20 protein-coding genes are annotated in these 25,405 nt (G+C 66.4%); 9 read left to right on the top strand and 11 right to left on the bottom strand.

Features of this window, described 5'->3' with window-relative positions; genetic code table 11:
* Positions 1-14 precede the first annotated feature (14 nt).
* On the top strand, positions 15-2,612 hold the full coding sequence (locus BW991_RS05330) for a bifunctional aconitate hydratase 2/2-methylisocitrate dehydratase (RefSeq protein WP_076601074.1): 2,598 nt from the start codon (positions 15-17) through the stop codon (positions 2,610-2,612).
* A 60-nt stretch (positions 2,613-2,672) separates the two neighbouring features.
* Here BW991_RS05330 and BW991_RS05325 read toward each other — a convergent pair whose 3' ends face one another.
* The gene (locus tag BW991_RS05325) at positions 2,673-3,386 is read right to left on the bottom strand and encodes a DUF72 domain-containing protein (RefSeq protein WP_076601073.1); all 714 of its coding nucleotides are present in this window, start codon (positions 3,384-3,386) and stop codon (positions 2,673-2,675) included.
* Positions 3,387-3,411: 25 nt separating this feature from the next.
* On the opposite strand from BW991_RS05325, the gene ligD reads away from it, so the two are divergent.
* Genes ligD through BW991_RS05310 form a run of 3 tightly spaced genes read left to right on the top strand, consistent with a single transcriptional unit; the run spans position 3,412 to position 7,985 of the window.
* Positions 3,412-6,243: a DNA ligase D gene (gene ligD, locus BW991_RS05320; protein WP_244551629.1), complete on the top strand. Its 2,832-nt coding sequence runs from the start codon at positions 3,412-3,414 to the stop codon at positions 6,241-6,243.
* A gap of 25 nt (positions 6,244-6,268) precedes the next feature.
* Positions 6,269-7,138, top strand: a complete 870-nt coding sequence (gene ku / locus BW991_RS05315; RefSeq protein WP_076601072.1) for a non-homologous end joining protein Ku — start codon at positions 6,269-6,271, stop codon at positions 7,136-7,138.
* A 13-nt stretch (positions 7,139-7,151) separates the two neighbouring features.
* A complete protein-coding gene (locus tag BW991_RS05310) occupies positions 7,152-7,985 on the top strand; it encodes a tetratricopeptide repeat protein (RefSeq protein WP_076601071.1) in 834 nt (277 codons plus the stop codon).
* 74 nt (positions 7,986-8,059) lie between these two features.
* On the opposite strand, the gene BW991_RS05305 is transcribed toward BW991_RS05310, so the two are convergent.
* The 5 genes from BW991_RS05305 to BW991_RS05285 form a co-directional block, all read right to left on the bottom strand.
* A complete protein-coding gene (locus tag BW991_RS05305; protein WP_076601070.1) occupies positions 8,060-9,313 on the bottom strand; it encodes an MFS transporter in 1,254 nt (417 codons plus the stop codon).
* 106 nt (positions 9,314-9,419) lie between these two features.
* Positions 9,420-10,643, bottom strand: coding sequence for a CaiB/BaiF CoA transferase family protein (locus BW991_RS05300; RefSeq protein ID WP_076601069.1), 1,224 nt, complete (start codon positions 10,641-10,643; stop codon positions 9,420-9,422).
* Positions 10,644-10,657: 14 nt separating this feature from the next.
* Positions 10,658-11,860 (bottom strand): 3-oxoadipyl-CoA thiolase, encoded by a 1,203-nt coding sequence (locus tag BW991_RS05295; protein WP_076601068.1) that lies wholly within the window; start codon positions 11,858-11,860, stop codon positions 10,658-10,660.
* A gap of 29 nt (positions 11,861-11,889) precedes the next feature.
* Positions 11,890-13,410, bottom strand: a complete 1,521-nt coding sequence (locus tag BW991_RS05290; protein WP_076601067.1) for a 3-hydroxyacyl-CoA dehydrogenase — start codon at positions 13,408-13,410, stop codon at positions 11,890-11,892.
* Complete coding sequence (locus tag BW991_RS05285) at positions 13,411-14,181, bottom strand: enoyl-CoA hydratase (RefSeq protein WP_076601066.1); 771 nt, start codon at positions 14,179-14,181, stop codon at positions 13,411-13,413. It abuts the gene before it with no gap.
* Positions 14,182-14,389: 208 nt separating this feature from the next.
* Between BW991_RS05285 and BW991_RS05280 the strand changes: the two genes are divergently transcribed.
* The 5 genes from BW991_RS05280 to BW991_RS05260 all read left to right on the top strand — a co-directional run bounded on the left by BW991_RS05280 (position 14,390) and on the right by BW991_RS05260 (position 19,671).
* A complete protein-coding gene (locus BW991_RS05280; RefSeq protein WP_084204973.1) occupies positions 14,390-15,268 on the top strand; it encodes an IclR family transcriptional regulator in 879 nt (292 codons plus the stop codon).
* Positions 15,269-15,284: 16 nt separating this feature from the next.
* Positions 15,285-16,439, top strand: a complete 1,155-nt coding sequence (locus tag BW991_RS05275) for an acyl-CoA dehydrogenase family protein (RefSeq protein WP_076601065.1) — start codon at positions 15,285-15,287, stop codon at positions 16,437-16,439.
* A gap of 73 nt (positions 16,440-16,512) precedes the next feature.
* On the top strand, positions 16,513-17,781 hold the full coding sequence (locus BW991_RS05270; RefSeq protein WP_076601064.1) for an MFS transporter: 1,269 nt from the start codon (positions 16,513-16,515) through the stop codon (positions 17,779-17,781).
* A gap of 71 nt (positions 17,782-17,852) precedes the next feature.
* The gene (locus BW991_RS05265; protein WP_076601063.1) at positions 17,853-18,614 is read left to right on the top strand and encodes an electron transfer flavoprotein subunit beta/FixA family protein; all 762 of its coding nucleotides are present in this window, start codon (positions 17,853-17,855) and stop codon (positions 18,612-18,614) included.
* Positions 18,615-18,705: 91 nt separating this feature from the next.
* Positions 18,706-19,671, top strand: coding sequence for an electron transfer flavoprotein subunit alpha/FixB family protein (locus BW991_RS05260; protein WP_076601062.1), 966 nt, complete (start codon positions 18,706-18,708; stop codon positions 19,669-19,671).
* Between the two features lie 208 nt (positions 19,672-19,879).
* On the opposite strand, the gene BW991_RS05255 is transcribed toward BW991_RS05260, so the two are convergent.
* The 5 genes from BW991_RS05255 to BW991_RS05235 form a co-directional block, all read right to left on the bottom strand.
* A complete protein-coding gene (locus BW991_RS05255; protein WP_076601061.1) occupies positions 19,880-20,662 on the bottom strand; it encodes a phosphodiesterase in 783 nt (260 codons plus the stop codon).
* Positions 20,663-20,747: 85 nt separating this feature from the next.
* Complete coding sequence (locus BW991_RS05250; RefSeq protein WP_076601060.1) at positions 20,748-21,323, bottom strand: C40 family peptidase; 576 nt, start codon at positions 21,321-21,323, stop codon at positions 20,748-20,750.
* A complete protein-coding gene (locus BW991_RS05245) occupies positions 21,320-21,964 on the bottom strand; it encodes a 3'-5' exonuclease (protein ID WP_076601059.1) in 645 nt (214 codons plus the stop codon). Before BW991_RS05245 ends, BW991_RS05250 begins: the two co-directional genes overlap by 4 nt.
* Entirely contained in the window at positions 21,961-23,859 is a 1,899-nt protein-coding gene (locus BW991_RS05240; RefSeq protein WP_076601058.1) for a DUF294 nucleotidyltransferase-like domain-containing protein, read from the bottom strand. Before BW991_RS05240 ends, BW991_RS05245 begins: the two co-directional genes overlap by 4 nt.
* Before the next feature lie 132 nt (positions 23,860-23,991).
* The gene (locus BW991_RS05235) at positions 23,992-25,398 is read right to left on the bottom strand and encodes a PhoH family protein (RefSeq protein WP_076601057.1); all 1,407 of its coding nucleotides are present in this window, start codon (positions 25,396-25,398) and stop codon (positions 23,992-23,994) included.
* Positions 25,399-25,405: the final 7 nt, after the last annotated feature.

Raw genomic sequence — 25,405 nt, 5'->3', positions numbered from 1 at the left:
GGAAGGAATCCGCCGTGCTTGAAGCCTACCGTGCCCACGTCGCCGAGCGTGCCGCCCTCGGCATCCCGCCACTGCCGCTGTCCAAGCAGCAGACCGAGGATCTGGTTGCCCTGCTGAAGAACCCGCCGAAGGGCGAGGAAGCCTTCCTCGTCGAGCTGCTGACCTATCGCGTTCCCGCCGGCGTGGACGACGCTGCCAAGGTCAAGGCCGCCTTCCTGGCCAAGCTGTCCAAGGGTGAGGAAAGCTGTGCGCTGGTGTCGCGCGCCAAGGCCACCGAGCTGCTGGGCACGATGCTGGGCGGTTACAACGTCAAGCCGCTGATCGATCTGCTGGCCGATGCCGAAGTCGGCACCGTGGCCGCCGAAGGCCTCAAGAAGACCCTGCTGGTCTTCGACTACTTCCACGATGTCGCCGAACTCGCGAAGGCCGGCAACGCCAACGCCAAGTCCGTGATGCAGAGCTGGGCCGACGCCGAGTGGTTCACCTCGCGTCCGGAAGTCCCCGCCTCGCAGAAGCTGACCGTCTTCAAGGTCACCGGCGAAACCAACACCGATGACCTGTCGCCCGCTCCGGATGCCTGGTCGCGTCCTGACATCCCGCTGCACGCTCTGGCGATGCTGAAGAACCCGCGTCCGGGCATCGAGGCCGACGAGCCGGGCGCGCGCGGCCCCGTCAAGCAGCTCGAAGCGCTGGCCAAGAAGGGCAACCTGATCGCCTACGTCGGCGACGTGGTCGGCACCGGCTCCTCGCGCAAGTCGGCGACCAATTCGGTGCTGTGGTTCACCGGCGAAGACATCCCCTTCGTCCCGAACAAGCGCTTCGGCGGCGTGTGCATCGGCTCCAAGATCGCTCCGATCTTCTTCAATACGATGGAAGACGCCGGCGCGCTGCCGATCGAACTCGACGTCAACCAGATGGACATGGGCGACGAGATCGAGCTGAAGATCGACGCCGCCACCGCCAAGGTCACCGCGCTGAAGAACGGCGCCGTGATCGCCGAATCGCAGCTCAAGACCCCGGTGATCCTCGACGAAGTGCGCGCCGGTGGCCGCATCCCGCTGATCGTCGGCCGTGGCCTGACGACCAAGGCGCGTGAGGCGCTGGGCCTGCCGGTGTCGACGCTGTTCCGCCTGCCGGCGCAGCCGAACGATCCGGGCAAGGGTTACTCGCTCGCGCAGAAGATGGTCGGCCGCGCCTGCGGCCTGCCGGAAGGCAAGGGCATCCTGCCGGGCACCTACTGCGAACCCAAGATGACCACCGTCGGCTCGCAGGACACCACCGGCCCGATGACCCGTGACGAGCTCAAGGATCTGGCCTGCCTCGGCTTCTCCGCCGACATGGTGATGCAGTCCTTCTGCCACACCGCGGCGTACCCGAAGCTGGTCGACGTGCGCATGCACCGCGAGCTGCCGTCCTTCATCTCGACCCGCGGCGGCGTTGCGCTGCGTCCGGGCGACGGCGTCATCCACTCGTGGCTCAACCGCCTGCTGCTGCCGGACACCGTCGGCACCGGCGGCGACTCGCACACCCGCTTCCCGATCGGCATCTCCTTCCCGGCCGGCTCGGGCCTCGTCGCCTTCGCCGCGGCGACCGGCGTGATGCCGCTCGACATGCCGGAATCGGTGCTGGTGCGCTTCAAGGGCAAGCTGCAGAACGGCGTCACGCTGCGTGACCTGGTCAACGCGATCCCCTACTACGCGATCAAGCAGGGCCTGCTGACCGTCGAGAAGAAGGGCAAGAAGAACGTCTTCTCGGGCCGCATCCTCGAAATCGAAGGGCTGCCGGACCTGAAGGTCGAGCAAGCGTTCGAGCTGTCCGACGCCGCCGCCGAACGTTCCGCTGCCGCCTGCGCGATCCAGCTGAACAAGGAACCGATCATCGAGTACATGCGCTCGAACATCACGCTCATGAAGTGGATGATCGCCAACGGCTACGAAGACAAGCGCACCCTGGGCCGCCGCATCAAGGCCATGGAAGCCTGGATCGCCAAGCCCGAGTTGCTGAAGGCCGACGCCGACGCCCAGTACGCCGCCGTGATCGAGATCGATCTGGCCGACGTCAAGGAGCCGATCGTCGCCTGCCCGAACGACCCGGACGACGTGAAGCTGCTGTCCGAAGTCGCCGGCGACAAGATCGACGAAGTCTTCATCGGCTCGTGCATGACCAACATCGGCCACTTCCGCGCCGCCGGCAAGGTCCTCGAAGGCAAGTCGGACATCCCGACCCGCCTGTGGATCGCGCCGCCGACCAAGATGGACGCGATGATCCTGAACGAGGAAGGCTACTACTCGGTGCTCGGCAAGTCCGGCGCCCGCATGGAAATGCCGGGCTGCTCGCTGTGCATGGGTAACCAGGCGCAGATCCGCAAGGGTTCGACCGCGATGTCGACCTCGACGCGTAACTTCCCGAACCGCCTCGGTATCGATACCCGCGTGTATCTCGGCTCGGCGGAACTCGCCGCCGTGTGTGCGCTGATGGGCAAGATTCCGACCGTCGGCGAGTACATGGAGCAGGTGCAGGCCGTCAATGCGAAGGCCGCCGATGTCTACCGTTACATGAACTTCGACCAGATCGCCGAGTTCAGCGACGTCGCAGCGACCGTCACGGTCTAAGTCCCAAGCGTCCGTCAGCACCTCGAAGCCCGCACCGTTACTGGTGCGGGCTTTTTTCGTTTACCGCGTTCCGCCCGCTTCCCGCCACAACTCGTCGAGGCGGTGGGCGAAGCGCGTGCCGAGGGCTTCGTCCTCGTGCATGAAGTAGACGTAGGCGCGGGCGAGGGGCTGAGCTGCAATTCGCTCGACCCAGGCGCGCAGGTCGCCGTCGTCATAGTGCGTTCGCCGCAGGCGGATGTACGCGCACTCGGTCGTCGCCACGAAGGGCGTTTCCCCTTCGTCGGTGTCGGTGACGCAATACATGGCGCCGTGGGAGCGCAGGGCGTCGTAGACTTCGTCGTCCTGCCAGGAGGCGTGGCGAAACTCGAAGGCGTAGCGTTTGTCCGACGGCAATACCGCCAGGAAATCGTGCAGCCGATGAAGATCCTTTCTGAGATACGGCGGCAGCTGGAACAGGAGCACGCCGAGCTTGTCCCCCAGCGTGCCGGCGCGGCGCAGGAATTCGGCCACGCTCGCTTCGGATGCGTGCAGGCGCTCCTCGTGCGTGATGCGGCGCGGCGCCTTGAGCGTGAAGGAAAAGCCGGGCGGCACTTCTTCTGCCCAGTGCGCGAGCATCGACTCGGCCGGCATGCGGTAGAAGGTGTTGTTGATCTCCACCGTCGTGAAGCGCTCGGCGTAGTAGCGCAGCATCGCGTTCGCCGGGAGCTTTTCCGGGTAGAAGGAGCCGAGCCACTCCTTGTACGAAAAGCCGCTCGTTCCGGTCGCCAATCGCATCGCATTTCTCCCGGGGACTCGCCTCGTGCCGCGCCGAGCTGAGACGGCGCCGCCCTCGCGTCCGGCACGCCAAGCGAAAGCGCCGGCGAAGGGGCCGCCCGCGGCCGGGACGGATCTGCTGGGCGACTATTCGGCCAAGCGGACGTTCGCTGCCACACCGGAGCCGGCACCCTCGGCGCTACGGGCGGGGGGCGGGCCATTGCTCTTCGTCATCCAGCAGCACCTGGCCCGGCGGCTGCACTTCGACTTCCGGCTCGAATGTGATGGAGTGCTGAAATCCTGGGCAGTTCCCAAGGGGCCGTCCCTCGATCCCGCGGACAAGCGGCTTGCGGTGGAGACGGAGGATCATCCCTACGACTACGCTTCCTTCGAAGGCGTGATCCCGCCCGGGCAGTACGGCGCCGGGGAGGTGATCGTCTGGGATTGCGGCGTTTATTCGCCCGATGAGGATCAGGCGTACTCGTTCGACGATCGCGACGAAGCGCAGCGGCGGGTGCGCGAGGGCCTCGCCAAAGGCAAGCTCAGCTTTCAGCTGCGCGGGGTGAAGGTGAAGGGGGCCTTCGCTCTGGTCCGCAGCGGGGAGCCGCGAAACTGGCTCCTTATCAAGCACAAGGACCGCTACGCGGGGCCGGCCGCGGGGGCGGCCGATATGACCGGGCGGAACCGTTCGGTGCTCTGCGGGCTGGCGGTCGAGGAGATCAAGGTCCTGCCGGCGCATCGGGTGCCCGCGGCGACGCTGGCGCCCACCGGCCGGCCCGAGGCGATGCCCGCGACGCTCTCGCCCATGCTCGCCGCGACCGGCGAGGCGCCGTTTGCCGACGCAGACTGGCTGTGGGAGCCGAAGCTGGACGGCTATCGTGTGCTGGCGTTCGTCGCCCGGGAGGGGACGGAAATGCGCGTGAAACTGCTGTCGCGCCGGGGCCTCGACCTGACTACTACCTTTCCCCGGCTCGCCGCGGAACTGCGCGGCCAGGGGGCGGACATGATCGTGGACGGCGAGTTGGTGGCTTTCGATGCGAGCGGCCGGCCGTCGTTCAATGCGCTGCAGAACCGTTTCCATCTGAAAGCCGAGCGCGATATCGCCGCGGCCGACCGCAGCACGCCAGTGGTTTTTTGCTGCTTCGACCTGCTGTACTTCGCCGGCGTCGATCTACGGGCGGCGCCTTATCGCGACCGTCGCCGCTACCTCGCGCAATGCCTGCTGCCTTCGCCGCTGCTGCAGCTCGTCCATGTCGCGGAGGACGGGGAGGCGCTGCAGCGGGCCGCGCTCGCGAGCGGCTTCGAGGGGATCATCGGCAAGCGCAAGGACAGCCGCTACGAGGCGGGACGGCGCTCGGCATCCTGGCTCAAGATCAAGGCCACTCAAAGCGGGGAGTTCGTGGTGGGCGGCTACACCCGCGGAAAGGGCTCGCGAGGCCCGCTCGGTGCGCTGCTGCTGGGGTACTGGGAGGGGGGTGAGGGGGGCGCCCTGCGTTATGCCTCGCATGTCGGGTCCGGCTTCGATACCGCAACGCTGGAGCAGGTGAGGGCGCGGCTGGAGGGCTTGCGAACGGAGGTGTGCCCGTTCGTGGAGAAGCCGGAGCTGAATGGGCCGACGACTTGGGTCAAGCCGGAATTGGTGGTCGAGGTGCAGTTCCAGGAGTGGACGGAGGACGGCAGCCTGCGCGTGCCGATCTTTCTCCGTATGCGCGACGATATCGATCCCAAGTCGGTGCGCCGTGCCGAGGGCGGCGCGGTGCCGCATAAGCCGCCCGCCGGCGGGTCGGCGAGCGCGGAGGATGGGCGCAGCGAGATCGACGACATCCTGCACCAATTGGAGAACAGCAAGACGGCCTTCTCGCTCGCGGTCGGTCCGCACCGGATCCGGCTGACGCATCTTGATCGCGTCTACTGGCCGGAGGATCAGGCCCTCAAGCAGCCGGCGGTGACCAAGCGCGACTTGCTGCGCTATTTCGCGCAAGTCTCGCCCTTCCTCCTGCCTCACCTCGCGGATCGCCCGCTGACGCTGATTCGCATGCCCGACGGCATCTTCGGACAGCGCTTTTTCCAGAAGCGCTGGGAGCAGGAGCGGCCGGAGTTCCTGGACATGCTCGACGTGTATTCGGGGCGCCAGGACGAGAGTCATGAAGTGCTCATCTGCAACAACCTGGCCACGCTGCTGTGGCTGGCGCAGTATGGGACGATCGAGCTCCACGTCTGGCATTCGCGTGCGCGTCTCGGGCCGGATGCGGCGGTCCAGGGAACCGATTACGCCACTTCGCTTTCCACTCTTGAAGCCTCGGTGCTGAACTACCCCGACTACGTGGTGTTCGATCTCGATCCCTACATCTATTCCGGCAAGGAGGCGCCGGGAGACGAGCCGGAACTCAATACGCTCGCCTTCGAGAAGGGCAAAGAGGTGGCCTTCTGGCTGCGCGAGTTGCTGCAGAGCATGGCGCTGGACGCCATCGTCAAGACCTCGGGCAAGACCGGGCTACACATCTTCGTGCCCATCCGGCGCACCCTCGATTTCGATGCCGCGCGCAAGGTGTGCGAGCTCGTCGGGCGGCACCTGCTGCGCCAGCACCCGCAGGACATCACGATGGAGTGGAGTGTGCGGTCGCGGACCGGCAAGATTTTCCTTGACTACAATATGAACGTCCGCGGCAAGACGCTGAACGTCGCCTACTCGCCCCGCGGGGTGCCCGGCGCCCCCGTGTCGATGCCGCTCACTTGGGACGAGTTGGGGAGCGCGCACCCGCTCGATTTCAGGATCACCAACGTCGCGCAGCGCCTGGCGCAAACGGGTGATCGCTGGCACGACGCCCTGAAGCGCAAGCTGAGCCTGGAACGGGCCTTGTCGGGCGCAAAAACGTAAACCTCCCTGACCCCCGGAGACAAGCATGGCGGCACGATCGATCGCATCGCTCACGATCTCGTTCGGAATGGTGGCCATCCCCGTGAAGCTCTATTCGGCCACCGAGACGAGCAAGACCGTCTCGTTCAACATGTTGCACAAGGGCTGCGGATCGCGGCTCAAGCAGCAGTACGTGTGCTTGAAGGAAGAAGTGGTGGTGCCGCGCGACGACATCGTCAAGGGCTACGAATTCGCCAAGGACCAGTACGTGACCTTCAGCCCCGACGAGCTGAAGGCACTCGAGGAGACAGGTTCGCACAGCGCCGAGATCAGCGAGTTCGTACCCATCGAATCCGTCGATCCGGTGTACTTCGACAAGGCCTATTACCTCGCTCCGGACAAGGGGGGCGCCAAGCCGTACGCGCTGCTCGCTCGGGCATTACGGGAGTCCGGGCGCTGTGCCCTGGGCCGCTGGGCGTCGCACGGCAAGCAGCACGTAGTGATGATCCGCCCCGTCGAGGACGGACTCGTCATGCAGCAGCTGCTCTACGGCTCGGACGTTCGTTCGATCAAGGATCTCGACATCCCGCACACCGAAGTCAAGGACGCAGAGCTGAAGCTCGCGGAGCAACTCATCGATCAGCAGGCCGTCGACCGCTTCGATCCCGACGCCTACACGGACGCGGTTCGCGCGCGCATCGAGACTGCGGTGCAGAAGAAGGTCGAGGGGCAGGAGATCACGCTGATCGAGGAGGGCGAAGGTCGCGGTCAGGTGATCGACCTCATGGAAGCGCTGCGCGCAAGCCTGGAGAAGAAGGCTCCCGTGACGCCCGCACCGCAGGTCGAGGCGCGCAAGCCGCCCAAGCGGGCTCGAGCCGCCGCGGAGCCTGCGGTGCGCAAGACGGCCAAGAAATAGCGGGGTTTCCTCCATGCACCGCTACGGCGTGCGCGAGGTCGAAAAGCTTCTCGGCCTGCGGCGCAATACGATCCGCGCACTGATCGAGGCGGGCTTCGTTTCGCCGGAGCGCGGCCCGCGCAACGCCTGGCGCTTCTCCTTTCAGGATCTGGTTGTCCTGCGCACCGCTCAGGCGCTCGCGCAGGCGCAGGTGCCGCCCAGACGCATCCTGCGGTCGATGAAGGCGCTGCGGAGCCGGCTTCCGGAGGAGATGCCCTTGTCGGGCCTTTCCGTCCGCGTGGTCGCCGAGCATGTCGTGGTGAAGGAAGGCGGTAGCCACTGGCAGGCCGAATCGGGCCAGTATCTGCTCGCGTTCGAAGGCGATCCGTCCGATGGCTCGCTGAACGTGGTCGAGTACAAGGCGGCGGAAGCTCCCGCTGACGCAGCGCCGCACGCGACGCACTGGTTCGAGCAGGCGCTCGCCCTGGAGCGCGACGAACCCGAATCTGCGCGGCGAGCGTACGAGCGTGCCATCGCCGAGGCGCCGCAGCTGCTCAATGCGCGCATCAATCTGGGATCGCTCCTGCACGAGGCCGGATGCCTGACGGAGGCCGAACATGTGTATCGCGAGGCGATCGCGGCGTGCGGCAGCGCCCCGACACTGATGTACAACCTCGGCGTCCTGCTCGACGACATGGATCGCAAGCATGAAGCGATGGACGCCTATCGGGCGGCGCTACGCGGCGACCCCGGCCTGGCCGATTGCCACTACAACCTGGCGCTGTTATGCGAGCAGTTCAGCAAACCCAGGGAAGCCATCCGCCACATGGCACAGTATCGCAAGCTGATCGAGGTGAAGCCGGGATAGGCAGTGCGGGTGAAACGAGCGCACCGGGGGCATGCCTTTGGGTAGCCAAAATGCCATATCCCGTTCTCAAGGTGTCATGGGACGCGCGCGTGGGACGTCGCTTCGGCTCCCGTGGTGCCCTGCCGCTCGCGGTTGGCCACGAACCACAACAGGGCGGTGACCTGCAGGGCGAGCAGCAGCGCCCACGCTAGCACCAGCCCTTCCGCGTGCGTGCGTCCCTGCGCCGCAGTAACGTCGGCGACGATGCCGAAACCCCATTGGAATGCGAAACTGCCGGTGAACATAGCGAGGTTCAGGCAGGTGTTCGCGCGCCCGGACACGGTCGACGGGTAACGGCTCGCGTGGTGCGCGTAGGTGAGGTTCGTAGTCGCGTAAACGAGCCCAAGCAGCACCCACAGCGTCGAGCCGCCGGGCGCGCCGACGATCACCGCGAGCGAGGTGAGCTGGAGCAGTACGCCGCCGCCGACCATGATGTGCCCGAGGCTCCAGCCGCGGCGCGTCAGCCGATGCAGCTGGGTCGCGACGGTCGCGTAGCCGGCCATCAGCGCGAGGTTGAGCAGCAGCAGATACCACGCGGCGCCGTTGCGGTCGAGGCCGACGACCTCGGTGAGCCACGGCACGGCCCACAGGCTCTGCAGGGCGGTGAAGCCGCCGTTCATCGTGGCGATCAGCGGCGCGAAACGCCAGAAGTTGCGGCTGCCCATGATGCCGCGGAGTACTGCGAGCTGTTCGCGCAGCCCCTGGGCGTGACTGGCGACCGGTTTTTCGGGCGAGCGCAGAATCAGGATCGCGACGGCGACCGCAAGGAACGCGAGGCCGGCGAAGATCCAGCGCCAGCCGACGATCGGCAGAAGGAGACTGAACGGGCTGCTGGAAGTGAGCGCGCCGAGGCCGCCCGCGACCATGATCGCGGCGTTGAGCGATGCCTGCCGGCTCGGCGGGAACCACAGCGAGAACGACTTGTAGGACGCCATCAGACTCGCTGATACCCCGGCACCAATGAGGGCCCGCGCGACGAACAACTGCGTCAGGTTCTGCCCCAGTGCGAAGCCGGCACAGCCGAGCGCGGCGACGAGCAGCAGTGCGGCCTGTACGCGCCGCGGGCCGAAGCGGTCGAGGCAGATGCCCAGCGGCAGCTGCATCACCGCGAAGGCGGCAAGGTAGGCACTCGTCAGCAGTCCGAGGTCCGCTGCAGAGATGCCGAGGCCGTGGGACAGCTCGGGAGCCATCACCGCGTTGACGGTCCGCAGCAGATAGGAAAGGAAGTAACCGATGGCGTATGGCAGGAAGACCTGCAGCCACAGCGTGCGTACCGCGGGGGAATTCAAGTCGGGGGTCCTGACGACGTCTTGTTGCGGGACGCGCCGTTGCGGCCGTCCGTTCGGCTATCCGGTAAACGCCCGCCGCCGCTCGTGGCGCGCGGCGGGCATCGTCTCAGATCACGGCATTCGCCTTCAGATCCTCGATCGCGGCCTCGGACAGGCCGGCGAGCGTCGTGAGCACGTCGTGCGTGTGCTGGCCGAGCAGCGGCGGCGCGCTGCGATAGCTGATCGGTGTCGCCGAGAAGCGGATCGGGTTGGCGACCGACGGCACGGTGCCAGACAGCGGATGCGGCAGATCGACCTTCATCTGCCGATGCTTGACCTGCGGGTTCTCGAATGCCTGGGCGATGTTGTTGATCGGTCCGCAGGGCACGCCGGCGGATTCCAGCGGCGCGATCCATTCGTCGGTGGTGCGCGTCTGCAGGACTTCCTGCAGCATCGGCACGAGCGTCTCGCGATTGCGCACGCGTCCGGCATTCGTTGCGAAGCGTTCGTCCTTCGCGAACTCCGGGCAGCCGGCAATTTCGCAGAACTTGATGAACTGCCCATCGTTGCCGACCGCGAGCACGAGGTGGCCGTCCCGCGACTTGAACACCTGGTAGGGCACGATGTTGGCGTGGGCGTTGCCCTGGCGTTTCGGGATCTTGCCCGACACGAGATAGTTCATGTTCATGTTGGCCATCGTCGCGACCTGCACGTCGAGCAGCGCCATGTCGATGTACTGGCCCTCGCCGGATTTCTCGCGGTGCGCGAGCGCCGCGAGGATCGCGACCGTCGAATACACGCCGGTCATCAGGTCGGCGAAGGCGACGCCGAGCTTCTGCGGGCCGCCGCCGGGCAGGTCGTCGCGCTCGCCGGTGATGCTCATCAGGCCGCCCATGCCCTGGATGATGAAGTCGTAACCGGCGAGGTGCGACAGGGGGCCGGTCTGGCCGAAGCCGGTGATCGAGCAGTAGACCAGCCTCGGGTTGATCTTCTTCAGGTCGTCGTACGACAGGCCGTAGCGCGCCATGTCGCCGACCTTGTAGTTCTCGATGAAGACGTCGCTCTCGGCCGCGAGGCGCCGGATCAGCGCCTGCCCGGCGGGCTTCGACAGGTTGATGGTGACGGACTTCTTGCCGCGGTTGGCGGCGAGAAAGTATGCCGCTTCCTTTGTGTCGTTGCCGGCCTCGTCCTTCAGGTACGGAGGGCCCCAGCCGCGCGTGTCGTCGCCGACGCCGGGGCGCTCGATCTTGATGACCTCGGCGCCGAGGTCGGCCAGCGTCTGGCTCGCCCACGGGCCGGCGAGAACCCGGGACAGGTCGAGGACGCGGATGTGTGAGAGTGCTCCTGACATTGCGGAATTCCTGGTTAGATGCGTTCGATGACGACGGCAAGCCCCTGGCCGACGCCGATGCACAGGCTCAGCACCGCGTACCGGCCGTTGCGCCGTTCGAGTTCGCGGGCGGCGGTCAGCGCGAGACGCGCGCCGGAGGCCCCGAGCGGGTGGCCGACGGCGATCGCGCCGCCGTTGGGGTTTACGCGCGGATCGTCGAAGGAGACGTTCATCAGCTTCAGGCAACCGAGCACCTGCGCGGCGAAGGCCTCATTGATCTCGATGACGTCCATATCGGCGAGCGTCAGCCCGGCGCGGGCGAGCGCCTTGGGGATGGCGTAGGCCGGGCCGATGCCCATCACGCGCGGTTCGACGCCCACCGCTGCGCCGGCGAGGATGCGCGCCATCGGCTTCGCCCCGACCTTTTCGCCGATCGCGCGGTTGCCGACGAACAGCGCGACGGCGCCGTCATTGACGCCGGACGCGTTGCCCGCGGTGACGACGCCGCCTTCATGCAGCGCGCGCAGGCGCGACAGCGCCTCGTGCGTGCTTTCCGGGCGCGGGTGCTCGTCGCGGCTCACGAGGAGCGGCGGCGTCTTCTTCCCGGTGGGCACTTCGATCGGCAGGATCTCGCCGTCGAAGAAACCGCTTTCCTGCGCGGCAGCGAACTTCGCCTGCGAGCCGGCGGCGAAGCGGTCGCTCTCCTCGCGCGTCAGTCCGAGCTCGCGCGCGACGTTGTCGGCGGTCTCGGGCATCGTGTCGCCGCCGTATTGCGCGGTGATGCGCGGGTTCGGAAAGCGGGCGCCGATCGACGAGTCGAACACCTTGAAGTCGCGCCCGAAAGCGGACTCGCTCTTGGCGACGACGAAGGGGGCGCGGCTCATGCTCTCGACGCCGCCGGCAATGTAGAGATCGCCATCGCCGCAGGTGATCGCGCGCGCCGCGTCGAGGACGGCCGCGAGGCCGCTGGAGCACAGGCGGTTGACGGTCTGACCGGGGGTGGTCGCCGGCAGTCCGGCGAGGAGCGCCGCGTGGCGTGCGATGTTGCGGCTGTCTTCGCCGGCCTGGCATGCGCAGCCGAGGATCACGTCCTCGACCTGTTCGGGGGAGAAGGGCGAATCGGCCAGCAGTTTGCGCATCACGGTCGCGACCAGGTCGTCAGGACGCACGGGAGCGAGCGCGCCGGCGTGGCGTCCGAAGGGGGTCCGCAGACCGGCGTAGATGTAGGCGTCGAGCATGAAGGGTCCTCGTTTCGATGTTCGGGGAATCAGTTTTCCGGGGTGAGCAGGGACAGGCCGAGCAGCGCGCGGCGTTTCAGCCAGGGGCTCGGGCGGTAGCGGGGATCGCGGTAGAAATCGAACAGGTTGTCGAGAATACGCAGCACGGTCGCGGCGCCGAGCGCGTCGCCCATCGCGAGCGGGCCCTTGGGGTAGCCGAGGCCCAGCGTGACGGCCTTGTCGATGTCCTGCGGCGTGGCGATCGCCTGTTGGGCGATGTCGCAGCCGATGTTGACGATCGTCGCGATCACGCGCTGGGCGACGAAGCCCGCGCTGTCGCGGATTACCGAAACCGGAACGCCGTCGCTCGCGAAAAGGCCGTGTGCCGCGTCGCGGACCTCGGGCGCGGTCACCGGGGTCGTCATCAGCGTGCGGCGTCCGGTGAGGAACAGCGGGTCGAGGCCGACCGTGCGCGTCGGGTCGAGCTGCGCGGCGACGGCGGCGCTCGTCGCGTCCCGGCCGACCGGCAGCACGAGGCACAGCGAGTGCGCCGACGGGCGTTCCCCGTGCTCGAACTCGGCGCCGAGCGATTGCAGCAGCGCGACGACGCCGGAGTGGGCCACGGCATCGCGCGCGGCGAGCCAGACCGGCGCGTTCGTGCGTGCCGGAACGGGCGCACTTTCCGGCTCCTGCTTGCGGTTGTCCTCATAGCGGTAGAAGCCGCGCCCGGTCTTGCGTCCGAGCAGGCGTGCGGCGAGACGCTGGCGCGCGATGGGGGAGGGGCGGAAGCGCGGTTCCTGGTAGAACTGCTCGTAGATCGATTCCATGACCGGCTGGGAGACGTCCAGGCCGGTCAGGTCGAGCAGCTCGAACGGCCCCATGCGGAAGCCTGCCGCTTCGCGCAGGATGCGGTCGATTTCCGGATACGCGGCGATGTTCTCGCCGAGCACGCGCAGCGATTCGGTGAGATAGCCGCGGCCCGCGTGGTTGACGATGAAGCCCGGTGTATCGCTCGCGCGCACCGGGGTGTGGCCCATCTGATGCGCCAACGCGATGAGGGCGTCGGCAATCCCGTCGTCCGTCAGCGGTCCGGTGATGACTTCGACGATCTTCATCAGCGGAACCGGGCTGAAGAAATGGAAACCTGCAACTCGACCGGGCAGCCGGCAGGCGGCGGCGATCTCGGTGACGGACAGCGACGACGTGTTCGTCGCGAGGATGCAATCGTCGCGAACGATGCCTTCGAGCTGACGGAAGAGATCCTTCTTCGCGTCGAGCTTCTCGACGATGGCCTCGACCACCGTCGTGCACGGCGCCAGTTCCTCTATGGTCGTGGCAACCGTCAGGCGTGCGCTGGCCGCGTCGGCGTCGGCCGCGGTGATCTTGCCCTTGTCCGCGAGCATCGTCAGCGTCGCCGCGATCGCCCCGCGGGCCTCTTCCGCGCCGCCCGGGCGGTTGTCGTAAAGCAGGACGGAAATGCCGCCCTGGATCGCGATCTGCGCGATGCCGCGGCCCATCAGGCCGGCACCGACGATGCCGAGCAGCGTCGGCGCATTGGAGGATGAGTTCATTTATCGACCTCGATAGACGGGTTTGCGCTTTTCGAAGAAGGCGGCCATGCCTTCCTTCTGGTCCTCGCTCGCGAACAGCAACTGGAAGGCCTTCCGTTCGAGCATCAGGGCGGCATCGAGCGGCGCGTTCTGGCCCGCCAGCAGGACTTCCTTGATCTGTGCCGCGGCGAGCGGTGGCTGCTCCGCAATCATCCGCGCGAGTTCGAGCGCGCGCGCCTGGACCTCATCGTCCGGCACCACTTCGCTCGCCAGCCCCATCGCGAACGCCTCCTTGCCAGTGATCGACAGACCGGAGAGCAAGAGCTTCATCGCCTGGAATTTGCCGATCGCGCGCGTCAGGCGCTGCGTGCCGCCGGCGCCCGGCATGATTCCGACCTTGATCTCCGGCTGGCCGAACTTCGCGCCGTCGCCCGCGACGATGATGTCGGCGTGCATCGCGAGTTCGCAGCCGCCGCCCAGGGCATAGCCGTTCACGGCCGCGATGACGGGTTTCGGGCATTCCGCGATCGCCTGCCACAGCCGGTGAACATTCCGCAGATGCAACTCGATCGGGGAGGCGCTCGCGATCTCTTTCAGGTCCGCGCCCGCAGCGAAGAAACTGCTGCCACCGGTCAGCACGATGCAACGCGTATCCGGGTCGCGTCCGAGGGCCGCGAAGTGCTCGGCGAGTTGCTGTCGCACCCTCTGGTTCAGCGCGTTTCGGGCTTCGGGACGATTAATGGTCAGAACGGCGACGCCGTCCGACGGTCCCGCGAGAAGGACTTCGTTCATGGTTTTGTGGTTCGCACAGCGAATCAATGGTGTGTAAAATGGAACATCGACGTAACAGTACTGAATCGAAATGGCGTTGTAAACCGTACTCTAACTGCTTGGTGCTATGGGGATTAAGCCCCACAAAAGGCGCCCCGGCGGCAATATGCCGATAACGGTCCGCATAGCGGATCATCGGATCGAAAAATTTGACTGAAGGAAAACCGCAATGACAACATTGAAAAAGTTCGCGCAATCGGGCACGCAAAGGCCCGAGAAAAAGGAGACCGGGGTGGCGCACAGTCACGAGAGCAACGACATCGAGCGTTTCGACGACGAGGAGCAAGGCAAGGACCGGCAGTTCGTCACGGCCCTGGCGCGTGGTCTCGAAGTGCTGCGTTGTTTCGGCCCCGGCGAGCGTTATCTCGGCATTACCGAACTGGCGCGGCGCACGGGCATCCCGAAACCCACCGTTTCGCGCCTCGCCGGCACCCTCGTCAAGCTCGGCTACCTCGATTTCATCGACACGCTCGGCAAGTACAGCCTCGGCGCCGGCGTGCTGTCGCTCGGCTACGCCAAGCTGTCGAATCTCGACATCCGCCAGATCGCCCGACCCTTGATGGAAGAACTCGCGGAGTACTCGCGCGTCTCCGTCTCGGTCGGCATTCGCGACCGCCTGAGCATGGTCTATGTGGAGACCGTGCGCAGCAGCGCCCCCATCAGCCTGCAACGCGGAATCGGCGCACGCCTGTCGCTCGCTACGACGTCGATGGGGCGCGCGTATCTCGCCGGCGCCCCCGAGACGGAGCGCAATTTCCTCATGGACCAGATTCGCCTGCGCGATGAGACGCAATGGCCACGCATCAAGGCCGGCATCGAGCAGGGATTCCGCGACTACGCGGAACGGGGCTTCTGCATTTCCTTGGGCGATTGGGACAAGGATATCTACGCCGTCGGTGTCCCGTTCATGAGTCCGAACAGCGGCCTCATGGCGTTCAACTGCGGCGGCCCCGCCTTCATGCTCACCCGCGAAAAGCTCGAGGAAGACATCGGGCCGCGGCTGGTGAGCCTTGTCAAACGAGTCGGCGGTTCGATGGGCCGGCTATGAGCATTTAGGAAACAGGATGATTCGCGACCAGGAAACCCTCACCGCCCTTCTCGATACGCTGTCGCGCTTCGTGCGCGAGCGCCTCGTGCCGGCCGAACCGCTCGTCGCCGAAACCGACGAGATCCCCGCCGAGATCGTCGCCGAAATGCGCGAGCTCGGCCTGTTCGGCCTGTGCATCCCCGAGGAGTTCGGCGGGCTCGGCCTGACGATGGAAGAGGAAGTGCTGGTCGCGTTCGAAATCGCGAGAACCTCGCCGGCGTTCCGCTCGCTGATCGGCACCAACAACGGCATCGGCTCGCAGGGGCTGATCGTCGACGGCACGCCCGAACAGAAGGCGTACTACCTGCCGAAGCTCGCATCGGGCGAACTCATCGCCTCGTTCGCCCTGACCGAACCCGGCTCAGGTTCCGACGCCGCATCGCTGCGGACGACTGCCCGGCGCGACGGCGACCACTACATCCTCAACGGCACCAAGCGTTTCATCACCAACGCGCCCGAAGCCGGCGTCTATACCGTCATGGCCCGCACCAATCCCGAGGACAAGGGGGCGGGCGGCGTGACCGCCTTCATCGTCGAAAAGGGCACCCCGGGGCTGTCGCTGGGCAAGATCGACAAGAAGATGGGCCAGAAGGGCGCGCATACCAGCGACGTGATCCTCGAGGACTGCCGCGTCCCGGCGGCAAACATCATCGGCGGCAAGGAAGGCGTCGGCTTCAAGACCGCGATGAAGGTGCTCGACAAGGGGCGCCTGCATATCGCAGCGATCTGCGTCGGGGCGGCCGAGCGCATGCTCGACGACGCGCTGTCCTATGCGATGGAGCGGCGGCAATTCGGCAAGCCGATCGCCGAATTCCAGCTGATCCAGGCCATGCTCGCCGACAGCAAGGCCGAGATCTATGCCGCGCGCTCGATGATTCTCGACGCGGCCCGGCGCCGCGACAAGGGCGAAAAGATTTCCACCGAAGCGTCGTGCTGCAAATTGTTTGCGTCCGAAATGTGCGGCCGCGTCGCCGACCGCGCCGTCCAGATTCACGGCGGAGCGGGTTACGTTTCCGAATACGCCATCGAGCGCTTCTACCGCGACGTGCGCCTGTTCCGCATCTACGAAGGCACGACGCAGATCCAGCAGCTGGTGATCGCGCGCAACATGATCCGCGACGCCCAGGGCTGAAGCACGGCATTCCGTTTTTTTTTTGAGGGCGGGGTGCCGGGCCGGCGCTCCACAGAAACCAAGGGAGAAAGTCATGGAATTGACTGCCAACGGGCAAACTATTGCCCCGGCAAAAGAAAGGATCTGGATCGCGGTGTTCATCTTCGCGTTCCTTGGTCTGATGGTGGACGGGGCCGACCTGATGTTCCTGTCCTACAGCCTGTCGAGCCTCAAGAAGGAATTCGGCCTGACGAACGTGGAAGCGGGCATGCTGGGCAGCATCACGCTCGCCGGCATGGCGATCGGCGGCATCTTCGGTGGCTGGGCCGCCGACCGTTTCGGTCGCGTACGCACCGTCGTGTGGACGATCATCGTTTTTTCGGTCGGCACCGCGGCGCTGGGTACGACGAACAGCTTCGAGGAGTTCGCGATTTTCCGCTTCATCGCGGCGCTTGGCCTCGGCGCGGAATACGTCGTCTGCAACACGCTGATGGCCGAATATGTGCCGACCAAGCACCGCACGACCGTGCTCGGCACGCTGCAGGCAGGCTGGTCGGTCGGCTATGTGGTCGCGACCTTGCTCGCCGGGTGGATCCTGCCGACCTATGGCTGGCGCTGGCTGTTCTATATCGCTATCGTCCCGGTCGTCATGGCCCTGATCATGCAGCGCATCGTCCCCGAGCCGCCTGCTTGGCTGGCCGCGCGGGACAAGCGTGCCGCCGACAAGGCTGCCGGGATTAGTGCCGCCTCCGAACCGAAGGAAAGCGCGCTGAAGCTCATCTTCGGCAATCCGTCGCATCGGCGCATGTTCATTCTGTGGTCGCTGACGGCAGGCTTCCTGCAGTTCGGCTACTACGGCGTGAATAACTGGATGCCGACGTATCTCGAAAAAGAGCTCGGCATGAACTTCAAGTCGATGACCGCATATATGGTCGGCACGTATGTCGCCATGATCCTCGGCAAGATCGTCGCCGGCTGGATGGCGGACAAGTTCGGCCGACGTGTCGTGTATTCGTTTGGTGGCTTCGGCGCCGCGGTGTTCCTGCCGGTGATCGTGTTCTTCAATTCGCCCGAAAACATCGTCTATCTGATGATCGCGTTCGGCTTCATCTATGGCATTCCCTATGGCGTCAATGCGACGTACATGACGGAGAGCTTCGAGACGAAGATTCGCGGCTCGGCCGTGGGGGGCGCGTACAACGTCGGCCGGATCGGCGCCGCCTTCGCGCCGGCAGTCATCGGCTACCTCGCGACCGAGGGGTCCATCGGACTGGGCTTCCTGGTGATGGGCGGCGCGTATTTCCTGTGTGGCCTCGTGCCGGCGCTGTTCATCAAGGAAAAACTCTACGACCCGCAGAAGTGATCTGAGGGTCTGTGTCCAGCCCCTTGCCGGCCCCTGGCCGCCAAGGGGCTTTTCATGACAAGGACGATGCAATGAAGATACTGGTACCCGTCAAACGCGTGGTCGATTACAACGTCAAGGTGCGAGTGAAGGCGGACGGCACGGGCGTCGATATCGCGAATGTGAAGATGTCCATGAACCCCTTCGACGAGATCGCTGTCGAGGAAGCCGTGCGGCTGAAGGAAGCCGGCATCGCGACCGAGGTCGTGGCGGTGAGCTGCGGTGTCGCGGCCTGCCAGGAGACGATCCGCGCGGCGATGGCGATCGGCGCCGACCGTGGCATCCTGGTCGAGAGCGACGCCGAGCTGCAGCCGCTGGCGGTGGCGAAACTGCTGAAGGCGCTGTGCGACAAGGAGCAGCCGACGGTCGTGATCTGCGGCAAGCAGGCAATCGACGACGACTCGAACCAGACCGGCCAGATGCTGGCGGCGCTGATGGGCTGGCCGCAGGCCACCTTCGCGTCGAAGGTCCTGCTGGCTGACGCGGGTGGGCAAATGAGGGCGACCGTGATGCGCGAAATCGACGGCGGTCTCGAGACCCTCGAGATCAAGCTGCCGGCGGTCATTACCACCGACCTGCGCCTGAACGAGCCGCGCTACGCGACGCTGCCCAACATCATGAAGGCGAAGAAGAAGCCGCTCGACACCGTCAAGCCGGCGGATCTGGGCGTCGATGTCGCGCCGCGCCTGGCGACGCTGAAAGTGGCCGAACCGCCCAAGCGCAGCGCCGGCGTGCGCGTCGCGGACGTCGCGCAACTCGTCGACAAGCTCAAGAACGAAGCGAAGGTGATCTGAGTATGACGACCCCCACGTTTGCGGCCTATGCCGCTTCTCTACCCCCCAAGGGGGCTCATGCCCTCCTCGGGGCGGCCCTTCGGAGAACATGATGGCGATCCTGGTTATTGCAGAACACGACAACGCGAGCCTGAAGGCCGCGACCCTCAACACCGTCTCGGCCGCGGCCAAGCTCGGCAAGCATCTGGCAACTGAGGTGCATGTGCTGGTCGCCGGTGCCAACTGCGGCGCGGCGGCCGCGGAAGCCGCGAAGGTCGCGGGCGTCGCGAAGGTGCGCGTGGCCGATGCCGCCCATTACGAAACGCAGACGGCGGAGAACGTCGCTGCGCTGGTCGTGGGAGTGGTGGCAAATGAGGCAGCGGGCTACACCCACATCCTCGCGCCCAGCACCGCCAACGGCAAGAACGTCGCGCCGCGCGTCGCCGCGCTGCTCGACGTCGCGCAGATCTCCGATATCGTCGCGGTGGAATCGGCCGACACCTTCGTGCGCCCGATCTACGCCGGCAACGCGCTGGCTACCGTGAAGTCGGCCGACGCCGTGAAGGTGATGACCGTGCGTACGACCGCCTTCGAGGCGGCGGCGATGTTGGCACCTGAGGGCGGCTCGGCGACGGTGGAAGCGGTCGCCGCCGCTGCCGACCTGGGCCTGACCAGCGTCAAGGGGCGCGAGCTGACCAAGAGTGCGCGTCCGGAACTCGGCGCCGCCAAGATCATCGTCTCGGGCGGCCGCGGCCTCGGCAACAGCGAGAACTACCACAAGCTGCTCGAGCCGCTCGCCGACGCCCTCGGTGCCGCGCTGGGCGCCTCGCGCGCCGCGGTCGACGCGGGCTACGTGCCCAACGACTACCAGGTCGGCCAGACCGGCAAGATCGTCGCGCCGCAGCTCTACATCGCGGTCGGCATCTCCGGCGCGATCCAGCACCTCGCGGGCATGAAGGATTCCAAGGTGATCGTCGCGATCAACAAGGATCCGGAAGCGCCCATCTTCCAGGTGGCGGACTACGGTCTGGTGGGCGACCTGTTCGAGGTCGCGCCCGCGCTGGCCGCACAAATCTGAGTAAAGGGGCGAACTCCCTTCGACGATCGCGATCATCGGATCGTGACCGTCATGCGGCGGTCTCCTCCGACAAGGACGAGCACCGCTGCAATCAGCGGCCTCCCGCAAAGTCGGTCGGCGACACCGTCATGCTCGAGTGGGCAGTTGCTTCAAGCGGAACGCCTTGCGGCCGGGACCTCGGTACGGAGCGTTTCCTGTCGATGACAACTCAGTCGTAGGGATTTGCAGGGCTCTCGTCGACCGGCAGCACATGGGAGACCAGTTCGCCGTCCTGCCAGCGATGCAGCAGGAAACCCGGCGGTTCGCGGCACCACGCCAGCGCATCAGGTCTGCCCGATAGGTCGCAGACGATCTGATGGGCGATCGAGGGGGCCGTTACGCAAGGTCGCCCTGCGAAGCTCGTGAACATCGGACGATGCACGTGGCCGCAGGCGAGGGCGCGCACCTCGCAGTGAACGGCCAGCCACTCCGCGAGGCGATCGGCCCCGCGGCACGCGATCGCGTCGAGTCCGGCGATGCCCGTTGCGAACGGCGGATGGTGCAGGAACAGGAGCGTTGCGCGCAGCGGGTCGCAGGCCTCGTCGAGCCACGCGAGCTGCGCCTCGGCGATTTCGCCGCCTTCCTCGCCGGGGATGGTCGTGTCGAGGAACAGCAGGCTCAGATCGCCCATCGTCCGCTTCGCGCAGCACAAGCCGCCATTGCGGAAGCCCTGGTCCGGGAACGCGGCCTCGAGCTGCTCGCGGTCGTCGTGATTGCCGGCCATCACCTGCCACGGCATCTGCAGCGGCCCGAGCAGTGCGCGCACGCGGGCGTATTCCTGCGGGCTGCCTTCATTCACCAGGTCGCCGGAAACGACGACCAGGTCCGGTTCCGGCGCCAAGCCGGCGATACGCCGGATTGCCGCGGCGAACAGGGCGCCGGTATCGATGCTGCCGTACAGGAGGGTGCCGGGGGCGACGACGTGCGGGTCGGACAGCTGTGCGATCAACATGCGGGAATTCTCGTCGGGACTTCAGTCCAGCCTAGACGAAAACCCGGCCCGCGGCAGAGGGATGCCGCGTGTAACGCGGCGCCGTTCAGTTTGCCTGCGGCAGGCCCAGATCGCCCTCCGGAACCATGCGGCGCGCGCCGTTGAAGCGCTTCGCCCAATAGCTCTGGTTCATCTCGTCGATGCGCACTTCGCCGCCGCTGGACGGGGCGTGCAGGAAGCGGCCGTCGCCGACGTAGATGCCTACATGCGAGAAGGCCTTGCGCATCGTGTTGAAGAACACGAGATCGCCCGGCTTGAGATCCCGCACGCCGACTTTTTCGCCGACGCGGGCCATGTCGCGCGCGGCGCGCGGCAGGTTGAGACCGAGGGCGTTGCGGAAGACGTTCTGGACCAGTCCGCTGCAGTCGAGGCCGGTCTCGGGCGAATTGCCGCCGAAGCGGTAGCGGATCCCGAGATACTCCATGCCCTGGTTGATGAGGTCCTGCGCCGCGGTGCCGTAGCGGTCGAAGGACGACGTCGCCTCGGTCGCCTGGTCCGCTGGAGCGGGCGTGTCCACGGCGCCCGCGGGTGGGGCGATCAGCAGGGCTGTTGCAGCGAGAAGTGCGACGATACGGGTCGTCAGGCGGTGATGCAGGGATCGTGCGGGGGAAATTCGATTCATCCGTGGCGCCTCAACTGTCGGCGGCTGTGTTCCAGATCCGCCAGGCTGCGTGGGGTGTTCAGACCGAGCGCGCGTGCGCGCGCCTGCGCGGCCAGCATCAACTGTGCGATCGCCCAGGCGCCGCCCAGCGCGTGGTGGCGCTGGAAGGTCTCGATGCCGAAGGCTTTCATCCAGTCGGCAAGGCGGGCCGGTCCGTCGATGTGTTCGTCGTAGAGCGCGGGCAGGAGCCAGTGCAGGTCCAGCCAGGTCCAGTCGGGCGTGAGGCCGAGGTGTTCGTCGAGCGCCCGTTCGAGCAGGCTGCGGTTGAACGACGCGTTGAAGACCACGACCGGGCCTTTGCCGGCAAACGTGAGCAGGTTCGTCAGCGCGGTCGCCGCATCGGGCTCCAGCGGCGCGTAGTAGCTGTCGTGCGGCGACAGGTGCTCGCGGTCGATCGCAATCGCCGCGACCGCGAGCAGGCGGTCCTTGTCGAGATCGAGTCCGGTCGCCTCGGTGTTGATGACGACGTAGCGCGTCTCGAAATGCGCGCTGCCCAGCTCGGGCGCCGCAAGCGCCTCCCAGCTCGCGATCGCGTCGCGCAACGGTGCGTCGAGCGAGGTCGTGTCCGTGCGGGTGCCGAGCAGGCGGGTGAGCCAGTTCATAGCTGGTAGTCGAGCTTCAGCCGCAGTTGCAGCTTGCGCGCCTGCCGGAACGCTTCCTTGAGGATGCGCCGGTCGAGTTCGTTGAGCGTATCCGGGTCGATGCGGTTGTCGCCCGGTGCGTCGTGTTCGGTATCGAGGTGCTGCGCGCGCAGGCGCAGCAGCTGGATGAAGTGGAAGCCGTCGATCAGCGCGGCGATCTCCTCCGCCGGCATGCCCATCCGGGTGCCCGCCTGGCGCAGGCGCTGCACGGTGCTGCTCGATGCGACGTCGGCGCGCAGCGCGAGGATGCGCGCGACGTCGACGAACAGGCGTGCCCCCGACTTCTTCAGGTCTATCGTGCCATCGTCCTCGACGACGAAATCGCGGATGCGCCCGAGCGGCGGCGCGACCTGGAGCGCGTTCGACGCCATCAGGCGCAGGAAGTTGGAGTAGGCCTTCGCGGTGCGGTTGAGCCACGCGCGCAGCTGGTCGCCCAGGCGCTCGTTGCCGCACAGCACGCGGTAGTCGAAGAAGATCGTCGCGTTGAGCAGGGCCTGCGGGTCGGGTTCGCGGATCCAGTCGCCGAAGCGCCCCTTCCATTCGTCGAGCGTGAGGCACAGCTCTGGATTGCTCGCCATGATGTTGCCCTTGCACAGCGGGAAGCCGCAGGCGGCGAGGTTCTCGTTCACCTCTTTGGCGCAGGCCAGCAGCCGGCTCTTCAGTGCGGCCTGGTCCGCGCCTTCGGGGCAGGCATAGATGATGCCGTTATCCTGGTCGGAGGACAGCGTCTGCTCGTGGCGGCCTTCCGAGCCGAAGGCCAGCCATGCGTAATCGATGCCGTAGAGGTCGTGCTTCGCGCGCGCGAGGTCGATGATGCGGCAGGTCAGGGCGTCGTTGAGCGCCGAGATGAATTGCGTCAGCTGTTCCGCGCCGATGCCCTGGGCGATGAGGTTGAGTGCGAGCTGACGGATGTCGCGGCTGGCGCGCTGCAGGGCTTCGAGGTCGTCTGCGCCTTCGATGCTGGAGCGGATCTGGCGCAAACCGATGCGCTGCAGCGTGAACAGGTCGCGCTCGGACACCACGCCCTTCAGCCGCCCTTCCGAATCGACCACCAGCAGGTGGCGCACGCCGTGCGTCGCCATCTCGAGGGCAGCGTCGTAGGCCGAGTCGGACGCCGACATCACGTGCGGCGTTGCGGTCATCACGTCGCCGATCGGACGCTGCAGGTCGATCCCCGGCAGCACGACGCGCGGCAGCAGGTCGCTCTGCGTGAGGATCCCGAGCGGTTTCTGGTCGGCGTCGGTGATCACGATGCAGCCGATGCGCATCTCCGACATCTTCTCGAGCGCGGCGCGGATCGAGCTGTCGGGCGTGACGAAGATCGGCGCCTTTTTCACCAGCTGGCCGAGCGGCGTCGTCATCGTCTGCTGCTCCGCCGCGCGCTGCGCGAAGGTGCTCTGCAACTGCTGGCGCGACTGGTTGAGCAGGCTGGCGATGTACTGCGTGCAGAAGACGTGGAAGACGGGGCTCATCTGCATGAGCTTGAGGAAGTCCTCCGCCGGCAGCTGGAACACGAAGCTGTCCTCCACCGCGACGTAGGCGTTGGTCGAGGGCCGCTGCGCCGAGATCGCTCCGATCGGGAAGCATTCGCCCGGTCCGAGCGTCATCGCGGCATAGTCGGTGACGCTCGCGGGGCCGAGCTGGCGGGCCTGCACCTTGCCGCGCTGCACGATGTGGAAGTGCGTCGGCTGCCCCATCTCCGGCGTCAGGATTTCGCTGCCGCGCGCGTGGAACGCCAGGGTCGCACGCTCGGCGAGGAATTCGAGCGCCTCCGGCTCCATCCGGTTGAACGGCGAGAAGCGCGTGAGGAAGTCCGAACTGGCTCCAACCAGCATTTCCGAGGCGGCAGCGGGCATGGGGGCTTTTGCAGGCAAAAAACCTGCGCATTATAGGGTGCATCCCGGCAAGCCGGGATGATCCAGGGCAAATTCCCTGCGTGTGTCAGGGATATCGCCGGGGCGGGGCGGGTGCCGCCGCCCCGGCCGGCGTCACAGCACTTCCGCGGCGTGATCGGCCAGGCGCGAGCGCTCGCCGCGTTGCAGCGTGATGTGGCCGGAGTGCGGCCAGTCCTTGAAGCGGTCGACGACGAAGGTCAGGCCCGAGCTGCCTTCGGTGAGGTAGGGCGTGTCGATCTGCGCGATGTTGCCGAGGCACACCACCTTGGTGCCGGGGCCGGCGCGCGTGATCAGCGTCTTCATCTGCTTCGGCGTCAGGTTCTGCGCCTCGTCGATGATCAGGAACTTGTTGATGAAGGTGCGCCCGCGCATGAAGTTGAGACTCTTGATCTTGATGCGCGAGCGGATCAGGTCGCGCGTCGCCGCGCGGCCCCAGTCGCCGCCTTCGCCCGCCGTGCCGTTGAGTACGTCGAGGTTGTCCTCGAGCGCCCCCATCCACGGCGCCATCTTCTCTTCCTCGGTGCCCGGCAGGAAGCCGATGTCCTCGCCGACCGGCACGGTCACCCGGGTCATGATGATCTCCGAGTAGCGCTTGGCTTCGAGCACCTGCGTCAGGGCCGCGGCGAGCGTCAGCAGCGTCTTGCCGGTACCCGCCTGGCCGAGCAGGGTGACGAAGTCGATCTCCGGATTCATCAGCAGGTTGAGCGCGAAGTTCTGCTCGCGGTTGCGCGCCGTGATGCCCCACACGTTGTTCTTGTTGTGGGCGTAGTCGACCAGCGTCTCGATCAGGGCGCTGCGCCCGTCGCGCCCCTTTACCCACGCCTGCAGCGGCGATTCGCCGTCCTGGAAGACGAACTCATTGACCAGCATGCTGGTCACGAGCGGACCCTTGATGCGGTAATAGGTCCTTCCTTCCTCCTTCCAGGACTCCATCCCCTTGCCGTGGGTATCCCAGAAGTCGGGCGGCAGTTCGCGCCAGCCTGTGTAGAGGAGATCGGTATCCTCCAGCACCTTGTCGTTGAAGTAGTCCTGCGCGTCGAGGCCCAGTGCGCGGGCCTTGATGCGCATGTTGATGTCCTTGGAGACGAGGATCACCGGCCGCTTGGGGAAGCGTTCGGCCAGATGCATCACCACGGCGAGGATCTGATTGTCGCCCTTCGCGGTCGGCAGGGCCGCCGGCAGGGCCATGTTGATCGCCTCGGTCTGCAGGAAGAGCTTGCCCGTCGCGAGGTCCCGCGACGGCGCCTTGAGTTCGATGCCGTCGGCGATGTCGGCCGGGCACGAGCTCACGATGTCGTCCATCATGCGGCTCGCCTGGCGTGCGTTGCGGGCGACTTCGGACATGCCCTTCTTGTTGTTGTCCAGCTCCTCCAGCGTCATGATCGGCACGAACACGTCGTGCTCCTCGAAGCGGAACAGGCTGGTGGGATCGTGCATCAGCACGTTGGTGTCGAGGACGAAGAGCTTGGTGTTCCGGCTGCGGGGCGCGCGTTTGGTCATGGAGTGG

This window comes from Aromatoleum tolulyticum (assembly GCF_900156155.1).
Taxonomy (GTDB): Bacteria; Pseudomonadota; Gammaproteobacteria; order Burkholderiales; family Rhodocyclaceae; genus Aromatoleum; species Aromatoleum tolulyticum.
This window is presented reverse-complemented; position numbering and strand designations above follow the sequence as displayed.

Excerpts from the sequence above, each read along its gene's own strand:
- BW991_RS05325 (WP_076601073.1), bottom strand. The coding sequence starts at position 3,386 with ATGCGATTGGCGACCGGAACGAGCGGCTTTTCGTACAAGGAGTGGCTC.
- ku (WP_076601072.1), top strand. The coding sequence starts at position 6,269 with ATGGCGGCACGATCGATCGCATCGCTCACGATCTCGTTCGGAATGGTG.
- BW991_RS05310 (WP_076601071.1), top strand. The coding sequence starts at position 7,152 with ATGCACCGCTACGGCGTGCGCGAGGTCGAAAAGCTTCTCGGCCTGCGG.
- BW991_RS05300 (WP_076601069.1), bottom strand. The coding sequence starts at position 10,643 with ATGTCAGGAGCACTCTCACACATCCGCGTCCTCGACCTGTCCCGGGTT.
- BW991_RS05295 (WP_076601068.1), bottom strand. The coding sequence starts at position 11,860 with ATGCTCGACGCCTACATCTACGCCGGTCTGCGGACCCCCTTCGGACGC.
- BW991_RS05290 (WP_076601067.1), bottom strand. The coding sequence starts at position 13,410 with ATGAACTCATCCTCCAATGCGCCGACGCTGCTCGGCATCGTCGGTGCC.
- BW991_RS05285 (WP_076601066.1), bottom strand. The coding sequence starts at position 14,181 with ATGAACGAAGTCCTTCTCGCGGGACCGTCGGACGGCGTCGCCGTTCTG.
- BW991_RS05280 (WP_084204973.1), top strand. The coding sequence starts at position 14,390 with ATGACAACATTGAAAAAGTTCGCGCAATCGGGCACGCAAAGGCCCGAG.
- BW991_RS05275 (WP_076601065.1), top strand. The coding sequence starts at position 15,285 with ATGATTCGCGACCAGGAAACCCTCACCGCCCTTCTCGATACGCTGTCG.
- BW991_RS05270 (WP_076601064.1), top strand. The coding sequence starts at position 16,513 with ATGGAATTGACTGCCAACGGGCAAACTATTGCCCCGGCAAAAGAAAGG.
- BW991_RS05265 (WP_076601063.1), top strand. The coding sequence starts at position 17,853 with ATGAAGATACTGGTACCCGTCAAACGCGTGGTCGATTACAACGTCAAG.
- BW991_RS05260 (WP_076601062.1), top strand. The coding sequence starts at position 18,706 with ATGGCGATCCTGGTTATTGCAGAACACGACAACGCGAGCCTGAAGGCC.
- BW991_RS05255 (WP_076601061.1), bottom strand. The coding sequence starts at position 20,662 with ATGTTGATCGCACAGCTGTCCGACCCGCACGTCGTCGCCCCCGGCACC.
- BW991_RS05250 (WP_076601060.1), bottom strand. The coding sequence starts at position 21,323 with ATGAATCGAATTTCCCCCGCACGATCCCTGCATCACCGCCTGACGACC.
- BW991_RS05245 (WP_076601059.1), bottom strand. The coding sequence starts at position 21,964 with ATGAACTGGCTCACCCGCCTGCTCGGCACCCGCACGGACACGACCTCG.
- BW991_RS05240 (WP_076601058.1), bottom strand. The coding sequence starts at position 23,859 with ATGCCCGCTGCCGCCTCGGAAATGCTGGTTGGAGCCAGTTCGGACTTC.
- BW991_RS05235 (WP_076601057.1), bottom strand. The coding sequence starts at position 25,398 with ATGACCAAACGCGCGCCCCGCAGCCGGAACACCAAGCTCTTCGTCCTC.